Raw genomic sequence first — 16,751 nt, 5'->3', positions numbered from 1 at the left:
GTTTTCCACAGCTCCGCGGTGGGGTTGGCCAATTGTCGGCGGCGTCTGGTTCGCTTGAGGCATGTCGATTCTCTGGCTGCTCATGGCGCTGCTCATGCTGAGCTTCGTACTGCTGTCGGTCATGCGGCGCAGGCGCGGCGTGATCGAGCAGGTTCCCCCAGGACACCCGGACGCCGCCGACCCGGCGGCCTACGGCTTCGTGCGCCAGGAGGAGCTGGACCTGCGCATGCCCGGCCCGGACCAGGACCTGCTGGACGTCCTGGATCTGGTGCAGCGCACGCAGGACTATCGCGCGGCCTCCCAGTTGCTGGCCGGCACCGAGACCGAGGGTGAGCTGCGCTGGCAGCGGGTGCAGGCGTTCGCGGGCGCGGCCGCGCTGGAGCTGCAGCAGCGGCCCGGCGGGGTGCACGAGACGCCGGGCGGCCAGTGGCTGCGGGTGTGGCGAGCCGAGCAGCCCAAGGACGCGGGCTGCGCCGCCGTGTACGCGGAGTTCCTGGTGCAGCAGGCCTGGCGGACGTCGACGCCGGGCACGGACGACTTCCGGATCATCATGGAGGAGGCCCGGGACGCGTGCGGTCAGGCGGCCCTGCTCGCTCCCGGAGACCCGGTGCCGTACATCGTCGAGCTGTCCATCGCACGCGGACTCGCCTACCCGCAGGCCGAGTTCGACCGGCTGTGGCTGAAGATCCTCGACCGCGCCCCGCACCACATGGGCGCGCATCTGGCGGCGCTGCACTACTGGTGCGAGAAGTGGCACGGCTCACGCGAGCAGGCCTACTCCTTCGCCGAGGCCGCCGCGGCCCGCGCGCCCCAGGGCTCGCTGCTCGCCGCACTGCCCCTGTTCGCGGTCTTCGAGCACCTCCCCGAGGTGAACCTGGTGGCGGGCTTCTACCAGAGCGCGGTCGTCACCAAGGCCATGCACGGCGCCCTGCACGCGGTGCACTCGGCCCGCCCCGACGACCCGATGCTCGCGCACGTCCGCCATCTGCTGATCTTCTTCCTGGTCCGCGCCGAGCGCTGGCAGGAGGCCATGTACCAGCTGATACAGGTCGACGGGCACGTCGGCGCACTGCCCTGGACGCTGTCCGCCGACCCGGCCGCCGAGTTCGCCCTCTACCGCGCCCTGGCGGTGGCCGGTTACGAGGCCAACGGCGGCAGCCCGGCCACCCTCCCCGGCTGAGCCACGGCCACAGCCCTGCCATCGCCCCCCGGCTGGGCCACGGCCACACCAAGCGGATCGCCAAGGGCAAGAAGGCCAAGAACGTCGACACCACCGGCTCCGGGGTGACGTACCGGATGATGGCGGCGATCTACACCGCGTACGCCAAGTTCTACCTGCGTGCCCCTCGCTCTCCACGGCGCGCGGCCAGGAGTTCGCCGCCGACCTGGCCGCCGCGCGGATCGCCGGACGCGACGCGACGGCGTCGGCGCTGCGCGAGATCCCGGTGCTGTCCGCGTCCCACGGCTTCTGTCTCGACTCCTACGCCACCCTCGGGCTGCAGGCACAACTGCTGCCGCCGCGCGGGCGAGTTCTGCGGCGGCTGCGGCAAGCTGCCGACGGCCCGTGAGCTGGAACTGGTGGACCTCCGGTCGGAGTTGCTGAGAGAGCCGACCTCGCCGTAGCTCATCGCGCACTTCGAGCACGGCGAGTCGGACGACACCGCGGCCGACACCACGCCAGAGATGCGGGCCCGGGTCGACGCGGCGCTGGCGGACGCGGCGGCGGCCGAGCCCACGCGCCCGCGCCCGCGCCCGCCGGAACTGCGCCACCTGCTGGCGTTCTACCTCCATCTGCAGAACCGTGACGAGGCGGCGCTGGATCAGTTCAAGCTGGTCGACGGCCATCGCTCGCTGTGCACCTGTTCACCAGCGGTCCTCCAGTCCGAGGGGCCACCCTTCGGACGTCGCACGCGGTGCCGCTCGCCGCGAAAGGTGGCCACTCGCGGTACCACCGGCCGGGAAGAGGCCCCGGCCGGGCCGAGTTCAGGAGACCGCAGACGTCAGGTACGTCACGTAGACCCCTCCCTCGCAGTCGGGCATCTTCCGCAGCGTCCAGCGGCCCCGGACGGTCGTGGAGGAGAAGTTCGACTCGGCGTCGTCCTTCTCCACCTCACCGTCCTTCGAGGTGTATCCGGCCTTGGGAAGCTGCTTGTGCAGAAAGGCCAAGGTGGCGTCGAAGCCGCTCCGTACGACCGTGGCGACGATCAGCCGGCCGCCGGTGCGGTGCTCCACCGAGGTCACGACCGTGCCCTCGGGCACCGGCAGATCCGCCGGGAAGTCCTTGGGAAGCGGCAGTGAGGCGGCGGTGGGGCAGCCGCCGGGTGCGGAGGCGGCCGTGTACGGCGTCGCACGCAAGGGCCCGGCGTTCCGGGGCGCGGGCGAGCATCCGGTGACGGCTACCAGACCGAGGACGGCGCCGACCAGCACGGCGGCCGGGGCGAACGGCTTCACCCAGCGGCCCCCTTGGACTTCTTGTGCTTGCCGGCGACCACGGCGTCGTACGCGCCGTACAGCGTGTTGCCGGAGGACTGGCGGGCGATGGAGGCCAGTGCGTCGTAGTTCTGCGCGCCGCCGGTGGCGCAGGTGCCGGTGCAGCCGTCGGCGTAGGCAGCGAGCACACGGCCCTGGGCGTCGAGCGTGACGTCGATGAAGTCCAGGAGGTTGCGGTCCTGGCCGCAGGTGGTGCCGCCCGTGCAGATGGAACCCTTCTGTACCGGGTCGGTGGGGGTGGCGTCGACGGTGACCCAGGACTGGCCGCCGTCGTAGGTGGTGGCCACGTACAGGTGCCAGACGCCCTTGAAGTTGGCTGTGTCCTGGTAGTTGCCCCCGGTGGTGGTGCCCAGGAAGGCGAAGGCGGCGCGGTTGTCGTCGCCCGCGGTCACGGCGGGGAAGACGATGTTCTTGATGCCGAGGGACGCGCCGACGTTCTGGTCGTACAGCCACGTCTTGCCCTTGTCGTGGCTGGCGGCGATCCGCGCGGTGCCGTCGCTGTTCTGGTAGCCCATGTACACAGTCCCGCCGGCGCCGATTCCGACGCTCGGGTCGGAGTCAGCGGGGGTGCTGGACGGGTTCTTGCGGACGGTCCACGTGAGCCCGTTGTCCTCGGAGACGGCCACGGCCTGGTTGCCGCCGCAGCCCTTGTTGGGCACGTACACCGTGCCGTCCGGGGCGACCTTCACGTGCCCGTGCAGGCCGCCGCAGTCCAGCAGCGAGTACATCGGAACGGCGGGCCCGTACGTCAGACCGCCGTCCCGGCTGACCGCGCAGGAGGCGTCGGCGATGTCCTGGGAACAGTAGTAGACGGCGTTGGGGTACGCCGTGACGGCGCCCGGCTCGCCCGTGGTGAAGGGGCCGCCCCCGATGGTCTGGTGGTCCACACCGGAGTTGATGCCCGAGCCGCCTGTCGGCGTCCACGTCTCGCCGTCGTCGTCGGTGTAGCAGGTCAGGGCGGTCTTTCCGGCGAGCTGTGACTCGAAGGTGCGGTGGGTGGCCGGGTCGGTGAACAGGATCGGGTCGAGGCTGGTGGTGCTGCCCTGGGGACAGCCGCTGGCGGCGTTGGCGCTCTTGTCCTGCCAGGTGGCGGCGCCGACGCCGTCGTAGCTGACCTTCAGCGTCGAGGTGTACGCCTGGAACATCGCGGCACCGGTTGCGCGGTCGACGCCGATCGAGGGTTCGCCGGCGTTGTGCGCGTCCTTGATGCCGTCGGGCGCCGAGGAGTTCGCGTACATCGGCGGGGTCGCCGTACTCGGCGGCGGATCGACCGGATCGGCGACCAGGCTCGCGGTGCCGGTGAAACTGTCGCCGAGCGGGGCGTACGGCACCACGCGCACGGTGTACGACGCCGTCACCGCCGGAAGCAGCACGGTCTCCGGGTCGCTGGAAGAGGCCGAGGCGGCCACCTCGCGGCCGTCCGCGTCGAGGACGTACAGGTCGAAGTCGGCGGCGGAGTCCGGCCACTTGACATCGACGCGCAGGCTGTGACCGGCGTCGTAGCCCACGGGCACCGACACCTTCAGGGTGTAGTCGTCGCAGAGTTGCGGATTCCCGCAGCTCACCGTCCCGGCAGTGCCGGAGACGTTCGGGACGGCGAAGGGACCGGCGCTCCACGTGGTCGTGGGCGCGGTGTCGCTGACCGATCCGGAGGGCGGGGTGGCGGCGTCGGCCGCCACACTCGGCAGGGTTCCGGCGATGAGTGCCAGCAACCCGACGGCGAGACGCCCCTGCGACCGCGGGTGGCGGTGAAGACGGAGTGTCGAGAGGAAAGCCACAGGTACCTCGTGGGTTCGCGAGTCGGACCAAGGGTGGTGGTGCGTTGCGGTACGGGTGGTGCCTTCGTCTGCTCTACGAGGAGGCAGGCGGGGTCCGTCGCGAGAAACCGAACTCTTTTCGAAGCGGGCCGGACAGTGCCCACGGGGTGCGCCAGAAGGGACTGTGAACACGGCGCACGACGGCTTCGAGCGGGCGCTGCGCAACGCCTGCCTGTCGAGTTACGACCGTGGTCTGCACCCCGACCACAGCACCTGGCAACGCCGCCTAACAGCGGCGATCTGGATTCCGCGACCCGACTACTGTTCTGGTGCCCCACGACTGCACGGACGGATTCGCCGCCGCCTACTGGCGCCGTCCGCACGCCTACCTCGATCCGCAGGTACGCGCGGGCATCTCCCTGCTCGCCCAGACCGGCGAGGACGTCATCGCGCCGGGCCTGACCCGCCTTGCGGACGATCTGGCGACCGGCCGATGGCACAGCCGTCACGCCGAGCTGCTCACGCATGAGACCGTGGACGTCGGTTACCGCCTCCTGGTGACCGACCTGTAGGGCCGCCGCACGGCCTGGTGCAGGGCAGCAGGGACTCGCAGGACCGGGGTGTCCTGGCCGCCCCCGCCCGCACGATGGTGGAGCGGACGACGGATTCCGTGACGGTCCGAGAGCGCGTATTCGGCGGCAACGCGGCCGACCTGCTGGGGCTCCGGGCCCAGGCCGGGTAATTCCGGCGACGAGGGCGGGCCCTTCTGCGTACATTCGCCGTTCGCGAGGCCATGGAAGCCACAGAAGCCATGGCAGCTACGGATGCGGCGGAAGCCGCAGCGCGAGGGGGAGGAAACCGGTGAGCACGTTTCTGATCGGTGGCGGGTGGGACACGGCCGAGGTGTACGAGCCGTTCGTCCGCGCGGTCGGAGGGGACCGGCGGATCGGGTGCCTGATCGTCGACGAGGGGGACGGGGCGGCGCAGTTCCAGCGGTACGCCGAGGTGCTGCGGAAGGCGGGACCGGTCACGCCCGTGCCGTTGCTCGTGCCGCTCGGCGGCCGGTTCGAGCCGGAGGCGGTGCTGGCGGGGGTCGACGGGCTGCTGGTGTGCGGTGGGCTGACGCCCGCGTATCAGGAGGCACTCGGGGACTGTCTGGAGCGGCTGCCGGCGCTGCTCGCCGGGCGCCAGATGCCGTACGCCGGCTTCTCCGCTGGTGCCGCCGTCGCCGCGCGGCGGGCCGTGGTCGGCGGGTGGCTGGTGGACGGGGTGCCGGTGTGCCCGGAGGAGACCGGGGAGGACCTGGCCGAGGTCGAGGTGCGGGCGGGGCTCGGCCTGGTGCCGTTCGCGGTGGACGTCCACGCCGCCCAGTGGGGGACGCTCGCGCGGCTGATCTCGGTGGTCGGGCGGGGTGCGGCACCGTACGGGGTCGCCGTGGACGAGAACACCCTGCTCCACGTGGTGGACGGCGACGTCCGGGTGGCGGGGCCGGGGCGCGCCCACGTCGTACGGCCGGGCGGGGACGGAGGTGTGCTCGTGCGGGCCTACCGTGCGGGGGAAGGGTTCCCGATCGGCTAGGGCCGGGCCGCGCACCGATCAAATGCGGGTAAGACGACACGAGGCCCACCTGCCGCATACGGGGTGCCTCCCCCAGAGGGGGCGCCCCCCACGCCCCGAAGGGGCGCGGGGAACTGCGCGAACGACCACGACGACCCGCACCGGCGATGGAGCCCCCAACCGGGTCGGTCAGATGGTCGCCGTGTCGATCACGAAGCGGTAGCGGACGTCGCTCGACAGCACCCGCTCGTACGCCTCGTTCACCTGCTCGGCGTTGATCAGCTCGATCTCGGCACCGATGCCGTGCTCGGCGCAGAAGTCCAGCATCTCCTGGGTCTCGGCGATGCCGCCGATCATCGACCCCGCGAGGGTCTTGCGGCCGCCGATCACCGAGAAGAGGTTCAGGGCGATGGGCTCCTCGGGCGCACCCACGTTGACCAGCGCGCCGTCCACCTTCAGCAGCGACAGCAGCGCGCCGAAGTCCATCGGTGCCGAGACGGTGGAGACGATCAGGTCGAAGGTGCCGGCCAGCTCCTCGAAGGTCTTCGGGTCGCTGGTGGCGTAGTAGTGGTCGGCGCCCAGCTTCAGGCCGTCGTCCTTCTTGCGCAGGGACTGCGACAGGACGGTCACGTCCGCGCCCATCGCGTGCGCGATCTTGACGGCCATGTGGCCCAGGCCGCCCAGTCCGACCACGGCGACCTTCTTGCCGGGGCCCGCGTTCCAGTGCCTGAGCGGGGAGTAGGTGGTGATGCCGGCGCAGAGCAGCGGGGCCGCCACGTCCAGCGACAGGCCGTCGGGGATGCGCACGACGTAGTTCTCGTCGACGACGATCTTCTCGGAGTAGCCGCCGTAGGTGGGCTCGCCGTCCCTGCCGATGGCGTTGTACGTGCCGACCATGCCCTTGAGGCAGTACTGCTCCAGACCCTTGAGACAGTTCTCGCACTCGCGGCAGGAGTCGACCATGCAGCCGACGCCCACCCGGTCGCCGACGGCGAACTTCGTCACACCGGGGCCGACCTCGCGGACCACACCCGCGATCTCGTGGCCGGGCACCATCGGGAAGATGGCCTCGCCCCAGCCCTCGCGGGCCTGGTGGATGTCGGAGTGGCAGATGCCGGCGAACTTGACGTCGATCAGGACGTCGGACTCGCCGCCCGCGCGCCGCTCGATGGTGGTCCGCTCCAGCGGAGCCTTCGCGGCGGGTGCGGCGTACGCAGCAACAGTGGTCATGCCGGGGTTCTCCTAGCAGGTGTTCCGTGCCCGGCCGCCTTCCGGCCGGGTACGGCTCCCAGCCTGCCGCGGGCTCGGCCGGCCACCCAGACCACGCCTTTGCGTACGACCGCTGTGCCTACCACTGGCGGGGTCAGGCTCGTGCGCGTACGACCAGGAATACTGGACGTATGGAACACAGGGACCCAGCACCGCAAGCCGCAGCAGCCGCCGGGCGGCCGCTGGACCGGCGGGCCGAGCTGAGCGAGTTCCTGCGCAGCCGGCGGGCCCGGCTGAAGCCGGAGGACGTGGGGCTGCCGGACTTCGGACGGCACCGGCGGGTGCCGGGGCTGCGCCGCGAGGAGCTGGCCCAGGTGGCCGGAGTGTCGGTGGCGTACTACACCCGGCTGGAACAGGGCAACGGGCGGAACGTCTCGGCGGAGGTCCTGGACTCGATCGCCCGGGCGCTCAGGCTGTCGGACGCCGAGCACGCGCATCTGACGCATCTGGCCAAGCCGAAGTCGCACAAGAAGAAGCCGGCGGCGCGGCAGCAGCAGATCCGCGTCGCGCTGCGGCAGCTGCTGGACACGATGGACGGCGTACCGGCGTACGTCGTCGGACGCCGCTCGGAGATCCTCGCCTGGAACCGGATGGCTGCGGCGGTCTTCGGCGACTGGGCGGAACTGCCGGCGGGCGAGCGCAACTGGGCCCGTCTGGTGTTCCTGCGCCCGGACTACCGCGAGCTGTTCATCGACTGGGAGCAGAAGGCGATCGACATCGTCTGCGCCCTGCGCATGGACGCGGGCTGCCACCCGGACGACCCGAAGCTGTCGGCACTCGTCGGCGAACTCTCCGTCAAGAGCGAGGAGTTCCGCCGCCTGTGGGCGACGCACGATGTCAAGGAGAAGAGCCATGGCGTCAAGCGTCTGCACCACCCGCTGGTCGGCGACCTCTCCTTGAACTTCGAGTCCTTCCGCCTGCCGGACGACTCGGAGCAGTCGCTGATCACCTATCACGCCGAGCCGGGCTCCCCGACCGCCGACTCCCTGCGCCTCCTGGCCAGCTGGGGCACGGACGCGGCCCGCGCGGTGCCGTCGGCCCAGTCGCCGACCCGGCCCGGGGCGGTTGGCGGTCACTGACCTAGCCTGTGGCCATGAGTGACGACACCTGGGACGCCCTCAGGGCGACCCCTCTCGCCGAGGTACGGCGGCGTGCGGCGATCGTCGGCGAGATCGTCGAGGTCGCGCCGGTGACGGTGGACGGGGCGCGGCGGTTCGGCTGGAACGACGGGGGCGGCCAGTCGGCCGTCTGGTACTTCACCGAGGACGGACGAGGGCTGCTGCTGACCTTCGACCACGAGGCGGAGCTGAACCTGTACGCCGAGGGCGACTACGCCCTTCAGCAGTCGTTCTACGACGGCGTCCCCGAGGATCTCGTCCGGCTGGTGCGCAACCGCCCGGAGGACTACGAGTCCCTGAACCTCACGGACCCGCGGACGAAGGACACGATCCACTACGCCGGTGGCGTCTTCTGGTGCGACGGCACCGAGTGGCGGGTGGCCGACGGAGTGGCCGGGTACTGCCGCCGCAGGAAACTGGAGCTGTTCAACGAGTCCGGGTTCGACTACTGCCTCCAGGACTACCGGTTCGGCCGGGACTTCACCCCCGAAGGTGTCGTCGAGGACCGGGCCGCGGAGGGCTGGTACGCGGACGAGAAGGAGCGAGAGGCAGAACTGGCGGCGATCCGGGAGATCTTCGCCCGGAACGCCTGATCCGCGTATCCCTGATCCGCATCGGTCTGATCCACATACGACGGCCCGCCGGAAGCCGATGCCTCCGGCGGGCCGCCCGCGCTCCGATGACCGGCTGTTACCGGCTCACTTGCCGAAGTACGCGTCGTAGATCGTGATCTCCGACGTGTTGCCCTTCCTGTCGGTGATCTTGGTGCGGAAGGAGATGGACTTGCCCTTCGCCGGGTTCTTCACGGTGATCCTGCCGCCCCGGACGTCGACCTTCGTGAAGGTCTTGCCGTCGTAGGAGACATACACCGCGAGGGACTTCAGGTTGGCGCCCGCGGCCGAGCCCTCGACGGTGACCGGGAAGGTGACCGTCTTCCCGGCCGCGACCCGGCTGTCCAGGTCGGTCGTGGCGCCGTAGTGCAGGACGGAGGCCGGCAGCCGGACGGCGCTGGACACCTTCTTGGAGCGGAAGGTCCAGGTCGCGTCGATCCGCGAGGAGGCCCGGGCGACCTTCGCCGAGCGCTTGACCGAGGTGGTCAGCCGGTACGCGGCGTCACCGGCCGGGACCTTGAAGGTCGAGTCGCCGAACAGCGGGTCCTCGTTGGAGCCGACCTTGGTGCCGTCGCGGTACAGGGTCGTGTTCACCGAGGTGAACTCCGAGTACCCGGCGTGCTTGCCGGAGTCGGCGAACAGCGGCAGCGAACCGTAGATCTCGTTGCCGGTGCGGAACAGGCCGAGGTCCTTGTCGACGTGCGGGCCGAAGACCGCGGTGTTGACGGTCTTGGTGTAGCTGTGGCCGGCCTTGAAGGTGGACTGGCCGAGCGTGTAGCCCGCGTCCTGGATCGGGAAGCCGTCCTGGTCGCTCCCGCCGTACTGGCTGAAGTCCAGGTCCCAGACGACTCCGCCGCCCGCGGAGACGTGCAGGGTGCGGGTGCCGGGCAGCTTCTGCGGGACGTCGATGGAGGAGGCGCTGGAGCTGCCGGGCAGCCAGCCGGTGGCGCTGATCGAACCGGTCTTGCCGCTCGCGGCGGCGCCGAGCCGGGCCTTGACGGTGGCCAGCTCACTCGCCTTCCAGTGCTTGGTGTAGCCGGTGGCGAGCTGCTTGACCGGGCCGCCGGCGGTGACGTCGTACTCCTCGCCGGTGCCCTTGCTCCAGTGGCCGTCCCACTGCTGGAACAGCTGGCCTGCGGGCAGCTGTGGGCCCAGGTGGGCGGTGCGGAAGTACTTGTACGAGTCCAGGAACCAGCTGTAGCCGTACCAGCCGTCAGGAAGCGTCAGGGCGTATCCCGGCGCGGCGAACTGCGACTTCGCGCCCGAGGCCGGGACGGTGATGTCCACCGGCTTGGCCTTGCGCGCGTCGATCGTGAGCGTCTGCTTCTTGGAGACGGTCAGCTTCGGCTGGGCGATCCAATCGGTGCCCTTGGTGCCGTCCTTGTCCACGTAGACGGCGGAGTTCAGGATGTACGTGCCCTTGGGCGCGCGCACCTTCACCGTGCCGGACTTGTCGTACGGGCTCAGCTGCGTGCCGCTCGCCAGGCCGGCCACACCGCTGAGGTCGGTCTGGTAGTACTTGGCCGGCTTGCCGTCGCGGCCGATGACCTTCAGCGTGATGTCGTACGACTCCACCTCGCGCTGTACCGCGGCGGCGGTGCGGACCGTCTGGCCGGCGCCGGTCGCGGTGACGTACGCGGAGTAGGCGCCGTCGAGGGTGCCGCCCAGCTCGGTGTTGACGGTGAGGTCCACGGAGGCACTGCCGTGCGCGGGGACCGTCAGCTTGGTCGCGCCGAGCTCGAAGAAGCCCGACGGGGCCGCGTGGCCCTTGGGGTCGAGGCCGGTGCTGCCCAGGGTGAGCGTGACGTCCTTGTCGCCGAGGTTGCGGTACGTCACCTTCTTGGTGACCGGCTTGTCGTCGGTGTGCGGCCACTGCTGCATCCCGAAGTTCACCGACACCGGGTCGGCGATCACGGACTGCCCGATGGCCTTGTCCACCGCGATACGGCCCGAACCCTGCTGGTACGGCGTGTAGTTGCCGCCCTTGGCGGAGCCGGTCAGCGCGCCCTTCAGCTCGGTGTAGCCCCAGTCGGGGTGCTCCTGCTTCAGGATCGCGGCGGCGCCCGCGACGTGCGGGGTGGCCATCGAGGTGCCGGAGATGGTCAGGTAGCCCTCGGGCTTCTCGCCGACCTCCTTGTCGATGACGCTGCCCTTGGCCGCGGCGGCGGTGATGTCCACGCCGGGCGCGGTGACGTCGGGCTTGATGGCGCCGTCGCCGAGGCGCGGGCCGGTGGAGGAGAAGTCGGCGAGCTTGTCCTTCTTGTCGACGGCGCCGACGGTGAGCGCGGCGTCCGCGCTGCCCGGCGAACCGATCGACTGCGGGCCGTCGTTGCCTGCGGCGATCGCGAACAGGACGCCCTTGGTGGCGGACAGCTTGTTGACCTCGGCCTCGAGCGGGTCGATGCCGGGGCTGTCGTAGCCGCCGAGGCTGAGGTTGACGACGGAGGCGCCCTGCTGGGCCGCCCACTCCATGCCGGCGAGGATGCCGGAGTCGTCGCCGGAGCCGGTGTCGTCCAGGACCTTGCCGTTGAGGATCTCGGCGTCCGGGGCGACTCCCTTGTACTTGCCGCCCGACTTGGCGCCGGTGCCCGCCACGATGGAGGCGACGTGGGTGCCGTGCCCGTAGTGGTCGGTGGCGTCGGCGGCGCCGGAGAAGTTCTTGGACGCGATCACCTGGTCCTTGAGGTCCGGGTGACCGGTGTCCACACCGGTGTCCAGGACGGCGACCTTCACGCCCTTGCCGGTGTAGCCAGCCTTCCAGGCGACCGGGGCGCCGATCTGCGGCACGGACTTGTCGAGGGACGCCTTGCGCACGCCGTCGAGCCAGACGTGCGCGATGCCGGAGGCGGTGGTGTTCCCGTCGGTGACGGCGTGCCACAGCCCGGCGGTGTCCTTGACCGGCGTCTGCACGGCGTCGGCGTTGAGGGCGCTCAGGCTCCGGCGCAGCCGGGCCGCGCCGCGGACGTCCGCCTTGGCGGCCGCGGCGGAGCCGGTGTAGCCGACGATGACCTTCAGGCCGTTCTTCTGGGCCCGGCGGGTGGCGGCCTTGTTCAGCTCGGTGACGTCGAACAGGCGCTGGTCCAACTTGCCGGAGGCGACCAGGTGGGCCGCGTCGACCGGGACGACCAGCGTGTGGCCCTCGGTCCTGCGGACCTGGAAGGGTATGTGCTCGCGGCCCTTGGCCCGCTGGAGGCCGACGATCCGGCCCTTGGCGTCGAGGGCGACGCGGTCACCGGTGATGAGGGTGACATGGGTCTTCGCGGTGAGCGCGGAGGCGGCGGCCGGGACGCGCTCGGTGGGCTTCGCCGACGCCGGGCTGGTCATACCCGCTGCGAGGGCGACGGCTGCGGCCGTGGCCACACTGGCCGCAGCAGCTCTTTTCACTTGTCTGCGCAAGTTCTCCCCCTGGAGATGGAGTACCGGGCGAATTCCCCGTTCACCCGGCCGGGGGTGGTCTCGTACGCAGGAGCGTCACCCCCCGGATCACGCAGTATGCCGGGGGGTGATCAGAGGGCTCAATGGATGAGAGGACGGTAAGAAAGAGCGACGGGAAACTGTTACGCCGCCTCTGGGACACCGTTACAGAACCGCGAAGTGCGCCCGCCGCAACCGGTGTTACGGGCCGTCAGGCGCCCGCGTTCTCCTTCACCGTGATCTTTCCCTTGCGGATGGTGGCAAGCCGCGGGGCCTTCTTCGCTATCGCCGAGTCGTGGGTGACCATGACGAAGGTCAACCCGTGCTCCTTCCACAGGCGTTCGAGTACGTCCATGATCTCGTCCCGCATGCCCTCGTCGAGGTTGCCGGTCGGTTCGTCGGCGAGCAGCACCTTGGGCTTCTTCACCACGGCCCGGGCGATGGCGACGCGCTGCTGCTGTCCTCCGGACATCTCGCCGGGGAGGTGGGAGAGGCGTTCACCGAGGCCGACGGACTTCAGTGCCTCGGCGGCGAGTTCGCGGCGTTCCTTCACCTTGATGCCGAGGGGGACGAGGGCCGTCTCCACGTTCTCCTGGGCGGTGAGGGTGGGGATGAGGTTGAAGGACTGGAAGACGAAGCCGATGTTCTCGCTGCGGACTCTCGTCAGCCGGGCCTCGCTGAGCTTGGCCAGGTCGGTGCCGTCCAGGACGACTTCGCCGGAGGTGGGGCGGTCCAGGCCGCCGAGCATCTGCAGGAGGGTGGACTTGCCGCCGCCGGTGGGGCCCTGGATGACGAGCCGGTCGCCGTCGGGGATGGTCAGGTCGACACCGTCGAGGGCGTGGACGGTGTCTTTGCCGCGGGCGTAGCGCTTGGTGACGTCTCTGAGTTCGTACATGTGGGTGGCTCCTGGGGAGGGTTCGGGGGTGGCGCGCTTGTGGTCGGCTGCGGGTGCCTGCGGACAGTCGTGCCGGTGAAACCGCCCCGGCCGCAGCCGGCCTCGGCTACTCGACTCGGCGCAGGGCATCCGCCGGACGGAGCCGCGACGCGCGCCAGCCGCCGAAGGCGCCCGCGATGAGGCCACCGGCCACCGCCAGGCCCACCGCCAGGGCGATCGTCGTGACGCTCACCGGGGCCGTCAGGGCGACCTCCATGGACTTCGCCGCCTGGCGGCCGGGGCCGCCGAAGCCGCCACCACCGGGCCCGCCGCCCAGGCCGCCGCCACCACTGCCGCCGCCCAGCTGGGCCTGCAGAGTGGGGCTGATGGCCGTGACGGTGTAGGCGCCCGCGAGGCCCAGGGCGATGCCGAGGGCGCCGCCGACCAGGCCGTTGACAACGGCCTCGCCGACCACCTGCCGGGTCACCCGGCCCGACTTCCAGCCCAGCGCCTTCAGCGTGCCGAACTCGCGGACGCGGCGGGAGACCGCGGAGGAGGTCAGCAGGCCCGCGACCAGGAACGCGGCCACCAGCACCGCGATGGACAGCCACTTGCCGACCTTGGTGGCGAGGGAGGAGGCGGTGGACAGGGAGCCGGAGACCGTCTTCGCCAGGTCGGAGGAGGTGGTGACCGTCGTACCGGAGACGTTCTTCTGGATGGCGCTCTTGACGGAGTCGATCTTCTGGGAGTCGGTCGCCTTGACGTAGATCGTGGTGACCTTGTCCTTCTCGTCCGCGAGGGTCTGCGCCTGCTGCAGCGGGACGTACAGGTTGGCCGCCGAGTCGCCGCTGTCGGCGGTGGCGATGCCGATCACCTGGAACTTGGTGCCCTTGACGGTGACGGTCGAACCGACCTTGTACTTCTTCTGCTTGGCGTACGCCGAGTCGACCACCGCCACCTTGGCGTTCGTCTCGGTGGTCTTGAAGCCACGGCCGCTGCTGATCTTCGAGGAGGTCAGCGGGCCGACCCCGGTCCTGGTGACGTCCGTGCCGAAGACGGTGTACTGGTTGATGTCGAAGTTCGCGCCGCCGCCCTTGACCTCACCCTGCGGCTGCCCGGTGCCGCCGCCGCGCCGGAAGCCGCCGGTACCCCCGCCCCCGTTCTGCTGGAACTGGCCGCGGGTGAACTGGCCGCTGACCTTGAACACGTTGAGGCTCAGCCCGCCGACGGCGGTCGAGACACCCTGCTGGCCGGCGACCTTGCTGACGGTCGAGGAGGACAGGGTGGTGAAGCCCTGCACCATGACCCGGTCACTGCTCTGGGTGGACTTGTCGTCGCCCCGCGCGTCGAACTGGAAGCGGGGCCGCTGCGAGCTGCTTCCGCTCGGCGTCTGCGCCTTGGTGACGGTCATGTCCGTACCCAGGCCGTACAACGACTGCAGGACCTTGTCCTGGGCCTTCCCCATGCCGCTGGACACGGAGTTGACCACGATGACCAGCGCGATGCCCAGCGCGAGGCCGGAGGCGACGACGAGGGCCGCCTTTCTGCGGCGGCGCAGTTCGCGCCTCAGGTAGGTGAAGAACATGGCCCGCAAGCTAGGGACGGTCCGTGACGGCACCCTAAGGCCGGCATAAAAGAAGCATGAGAACGCTGTGGCCCAGCCCATAGAGGGCCCAGAAACGCCGGTGCCGCCCTCGAGGGGCGGCACCGGGAAGCTGTGGAGGAACCGTCAGACGGCCGAACCGGCCTTCCATTGGGCCCAGTCCATGTTCCAGCCGTTGAGGCCGTTGTCCGGGGAGACCGTCTTGTCGCCGGTGTTCTGGACGACAACGACGTCACCGACCAGCGAGTGCTCGAAGAACCACGCGGCCGGGGTGCTCGGGTCGTTCGCGCCCTTCTTGTCCTCCAGGCCGACACAGCCGTGGCTGGTGTTGACGTTGCCGAAGACGGACGGCGCGCCCCAGTAGTTGCCGTGGATGAAGGTGCCCGAGGTGGTCAGGCGCATGGCGTGCGGCACGTCCTTGATGTCGTACTCGCCCTTGCCGTCGGAGTCCTTGAAGCCGACGGTCGCGCCGTTCATGCGGGTCTGCTTGAACTTCTCCGAGATCACCATCTGGCCCTCGTAGGTGGTGTGCTCGGGGGCGCCGGCGGAGATCGGGATGGTCTTGACGACCTTGCCGTCCTGCGTGATCTTCATCTGCTTGGTCTTCGCGTCGACGTAGGAGACCTGGTTGCGGCCGATGTGGAAGGTGACCGTCTTCTGCTGGACGCCGGTGACGCCGGGCGCGCCCTGGACGCCGTCGAGGGCGAGCTTCAGGGTGACGGTGGAGCCTTCCTTCCAGTACTGCTCCGGGCGGCAGTCCATGCGGTTGGCGTTGAACCAGTGGCAGGCGACCTCCTGGCCGCTGCTGGAGGTGACGGTGACGCCCTTCTGCACGGCCGCCTTGTTGGTGATCGCCTTGTCGAAGTTGATCGAGACCGGCATGCCGACGCCGACCGTGGAGCCGTCGTCCGGGGTGAAGGTGCCGATGAAGCTGTTGGCCGGGGAGACGGTGGTGAAGGACGCGTTCTCGTTGGCTATGCGGCCCTGGGCGTCCTTGGCCTCCGCGGCGACCTTGTAGGTGGTGGAGCGCTGCAGCTGGACGGTGGGCTTCCAGCTCTTCTTGTCGGCGGAGAGCTGACCGGAGACGGCCTTGCCGTCCTGGGTGGTCATCGAGACGCCGGTGAGCGTGCCCTTGCTGACCGTGACGGCGGCGGAGTTGTTGATCGACGCGTTGTCGGAGCCGTCCTCGGGCGTGATCGTGATCTGCGCCTGGGAGGACTTCTTCGCCGCCGCCGCGTCGGCCTGGGCCTGCGAGGAATCACCCTTGTCGGACGTCTTGGCGTTGCCGCCGCCGGAACAGCCCGTGAGGGCCAGGACACCACCGAGCAGTGCGGACGCGGCCATCAGGCCCTTGCGCCGCTTACTGTCCGTCATCACACGCTTCTCCATCGTTGCCGATTAGCCGGAAAACCCCGAGGTCAGTCCCCGTAAGAACGCTCAACGCTACGGCCGTGTCGTCCCGTTCCACATCAGTTGGATCTGTGGGGCACACCACGTCCGCGGCGGGCGGGTGGTGCCGGTGGTACGGGTGCCGGTCCGTGCGTCCCCTGAGACGACGAAACCCCGGACGGCGGTTGCCGTCCGGGGTTCAGGGTGTCCCGTGACGCTCAGCCGATGCCGTCCTCTTCTTCGTCGTCCTCCGCATCTTCCTCGTCCAGGTCCCAGTCCGGCGAGTCCGGGTCGTAGTCGATTCGCTCACTCGACCAGGACGCCTGCTGGAGCTCCACCCCGGGCACCTCGCTGACCAGGTCGAACGGGTCCACGAGATACGCCAGGGCCTCGGCGGTGTCTTCCGTCACAGCGGCCTCGGCCTGGGCCCGCTCCGCCGCCGACAGTTCCGGATCGGCGGCGAGCCGGCGCAGCGCGGCCTTGTTCACCCCGTCCTCGTCGTGCACCTCGAGGACCAGCTCCACACGAAGCCGTACAAAACGTGATGTCTCTTCAGCGTTCATGGCGGGAGCGTACGACTGAAACCTCCCGTGACTTTCCTGTGACCCGCGACTTTCACTAACATCACTGCCCACGGCCAATTCGCCAGCGTCACAAGGGGATCGATAT

13 protein-coding genes and 4 pseudogenes are annotated in these 16,751 nt (G+C 70.0%); 9 read left to right on the top strand and 8 right to left on the bottom strand.

Annotated features, from left to right (window positions below; genetic code table 11):
- Window positions 1-61 precede the first annotated feature (61 nt).
- From AB0M27_RS14815 to AB0M27_RS14805, 3 genes and pseudogenes are all read left to right on the top strand, one after another.
- Window positions 62-1,180, top strand: coding sequence for a hypothetical protein (locus AB0M27_RS14815; RefSeq protein WP_365721583.1), 1,119 nt, complete (start codon window positions 62-64; stop codon window positions 1,178-1,180).
- A 50-nt stretch (window positions 1,181-1,230) separates the two neighbouring features.
- Window positions 1,231-1,611, top strand: a pseudogene (locus AB0M27_RS14810) (peptidase); the annotation flags it as partial.
- 12 nt (window positions 1,612-1,623) lie between these two features.
- Window positions 1,624-1,845: pseudogene (locus tag AB0M27_RS14805) on the top strand (hypothetical protein); the annotation flags it as partial.
- A gap of 138 nt (window positions 1,846-1,983) precedes the next feature.
- Here the strand turns inward: AB0M27_RS14805 and AB0M27_RS14800 are convergent.
- Window positions 1,984-2,451, bottom strand: a complete 468-nt coding sequence (locus AB0M27_RS14800; protein WP_365721581.1) for a hypothetical protein — start codon at window positions 2,449-2,451, stop codon at window positions 1,984-1,986.
- Entirely contained in the window at window positions 2,448-4,169 is a 1,722-nt protein-coding gene (locus tag AB0M27_RS14795) for a sialidase family protein (protein ID WP_365721579.1), read from the bottom strand. Before AB0M27_RS14795 ends, AB0M27_RS14800 begins: the two co-directional genes overlap by 4 nt.
- Before the next feature lie 274 nt (window positions 4,170-4,443).
- On the opposite strand from AB0M27_RS14795, the pseudogene AB0M27_RS14790 reads away from it, so the two are divergent.
- The 4 genes and pseudogenes from AB0M27_RS14790 to AB0M27_RS14775 form a co-directional block, all read left to right on the top strand.
- A pseudogene (locus tag AB0M27_RS14790) lies at window positions 4,444-4,536 on the top strand (DUF4291 domain-containing protein); the annotation flags it as partial.
- Window positions 4,537-4,567: 31 nt separating this feature from the next.
- Window positions 4,568-4,819, top strand: a pseudogene (locus AB0M27_RS14785) (SAM-dependent methyltransferase); the annotation flags it as partial.
- 17 nt (window positions 4,820-4,836) lie between these two features.
- Complete coding sequence (locus AB0M27_RS14780) at window positions 4,837-4,989, top strand: hypothetical protein (protein ID WP_365721577.1); 153 nt, start codon at window positions 4,837-4,839, stop codon at window positions 4,987-4,989.
- Window positions 4,990-5,108: 119 nt separating this feature from the next.
- A complete protein-coding gene (locus AB0M27_RS14775; RefSeq protein ID WP_365721575.1) occupies window positions 5,109-5,825 on the top strand; it encodes a hypothetical protein in 717 nt (238 codons plus the stop codon).
- Window positions 5,826-5,993: 168 nt separating this feature from the next.
- Here AB0M27_RS14775 and AB0M27_RS14770 read toward each other — a convergent pair whose 3' ends face one another.
- Window positions 5,994-7,034 (bottom strand): NAD(P)-dependent alcohol dehydrogenase, encoded by a 1,041-nt coding sequence (locus tag AB0M27_RS14770; protein ID WP_365721573.1) that lies wholly within the window; start codon window positions 7,032-7,034, stop codon window positions 5,994-5,996.
- 170 nt (window positions 7,035-7,204) lie between these two features.
- Here AB0M27_RS14770 and AB0M27_RS14765 point away from each other — a divergent pair, with 170 nt between their 5' ends.
- Window positions 7,205-8,152 (top strand): helix-turn-helix transcriptional regulator, encoded by a 948-nt coding sequence (locus AB0M27_RS14765; protein WP_365721571.1) that lies wholly within the window; start codon window positions 7,205-7,207, stop codon window positions 8,150-8,152.
- 14 nt (window positions 8,153-8,166) lie between these two features.
- Complete coding sequence (locus AB0M27_RS14760) at window positions 8,167-8,784, top strand: hypothetical protein (protein ID WP_365721569.1); 618 nt, start codon at window positions 8,167-8,169, stop codon at window positions 8,782-8,784.
- A 105-nt stretch (window positions 8,785-8,889) separates the two neighbouring features.
- Here the strand turns inward: AB0M27_RS14760 and AB0M27_RS14755 are convergent, their stop codons facing one another.
- The 5 genes from AB0M27_RS14755 to AB0M27_RS14735 form a co-directional block, all read right to left on the bottom strand.
- Window positions 8,890-12,186 (bottom strand): S8 family peptidase, encoded by a 3,297-nt coding sequence (locus AB0M27_RS14755; RefSeq protein ID WP_365721932.1) that lies wholly within the window; start codon window positions 12,184-12,186, stop codon window positions 8,890-8,892.
- Between the two features lie 241 nt (window positions 12,187-12,427).
- Window positions 12,428-13,111, bottom strand: coding sequence for an ABC transporter ATP-binding protein (locus AB0M27_RS14750; protein ID WP_365721567.1), 684 nt, complete (start codon window positions 13,109-13,111; stop codon window positions 12,428-12,430).
- Between the two features lie 106 nt (window positions 13,112-13,217).
- On the bottom strand, window positions 13,218-14,675 hold the full coding sequence (locus AB0M27_RS14745; protein WP_365721565.1) for an ABC transporter permease: 1,458 nt from the start codon (window positions 14,673-14,675) through the stop codon (window positions 13,218-13,220).
- A 144-nt stretch (window positions 14,676-14,819) separates the two neighbouring features.
- Window positions 14,820-16,067: an Ig-like domain-containing protein gene (locus tag AB0M27_RS14740; RefSeq protein WP_365721563.1), complete on the bottom strand. Its 1,248-nt coding sequence runs from the start codon at window positions 16,065-16,067 to the stop codon at window positions 14,820-14,822.
- A gap of 233 nt (window positions 16,068-16,300) precedes the next feature.
- Entirely contained in the window at window positions 16,301-16,645 is a 345-nt protein-coding gene (locus AB0M27_RS14735; RefSeq protein ID WP_365721561.1) for a hypothetical protein, read from the bottom strand.
- Window positions 16,646-16,751: the final 106 nt, after the last annotated feature.

The sequence above is a fragment of the Streptomyces sp. NPDC052107 genome (assembly GCF_040680215.1).
Classification (GTDB): Bacteria; Actinomycetota; Actinomycetes; order Streptomycetales; family Streptomycetaceae; genus Streptomyces.
The sequence above is the reverse complement of the archived record's forward strand: the minus strand, read 5'-3'. Positions and strand labels throughout refer to the sequence as shown.

Bases quoted from the DNA above. Each gene is read 5' to 3' on its own strand.
- AB0M27_RS14750 (WP_365721567.1), bottom strand. From the start codon at position 13,111: ATGTACGAACTCAGAGACGTCACCAAGCGCTACGCCCGCGGCAAAGAC.
- AB0M27_RS14740 (WP_365721563.1), bottom strand. From the start codon at position 16,067: ATGACGGACAGTAAGCGGCGCAAGGGCCTGATGGCCGCGTCCGCACTG.
- AB0M27_RS14770 (WP_365721573.1), bottom strand. From the start codon at position 7,034: ATGACCACTGTTGCTGCGTACGCCGCACCCGCCGCGAAGGCTCCGCTG.
- AB0M27_RS14735 (WP_365721561.1), bottom strand. From the start codon at position 16,645: ATGAACGCTGAAGAGACATCACGTTTTGTACGGCTTCGTGTGGAGCTG.
- AB0M27_RS14745 (WP_365721565.1), bottom strand. From the start codon at position 14,675: ATGTTCTTCACCTACCTGAGGCGCGAACTGCGCCGCCGCAGAAAGGCG.
- AB0M27_RS14815 (WP_365721583.1), top strand. From the start codon at position 62: ATGTCGATTCTCTGGCTGCTCATGGCGCTGCTCATGCTGAGCTTCGTA.
- AB0M27_RS14760 (WP_365721569.1), top strand. From the start codon at position 8,167: ATGAGTGACGACACCTGGGACGCCCTCAGGGCGACCCCTCTCGCCGAG.
- AB0M27_RS14765 (WP_365721571.1), top strand. From the start codon at position 7,205: ATGGAACACAGGGACCCAGCACCGCAAGCCGCAGCAGCCGCCGGGCGG.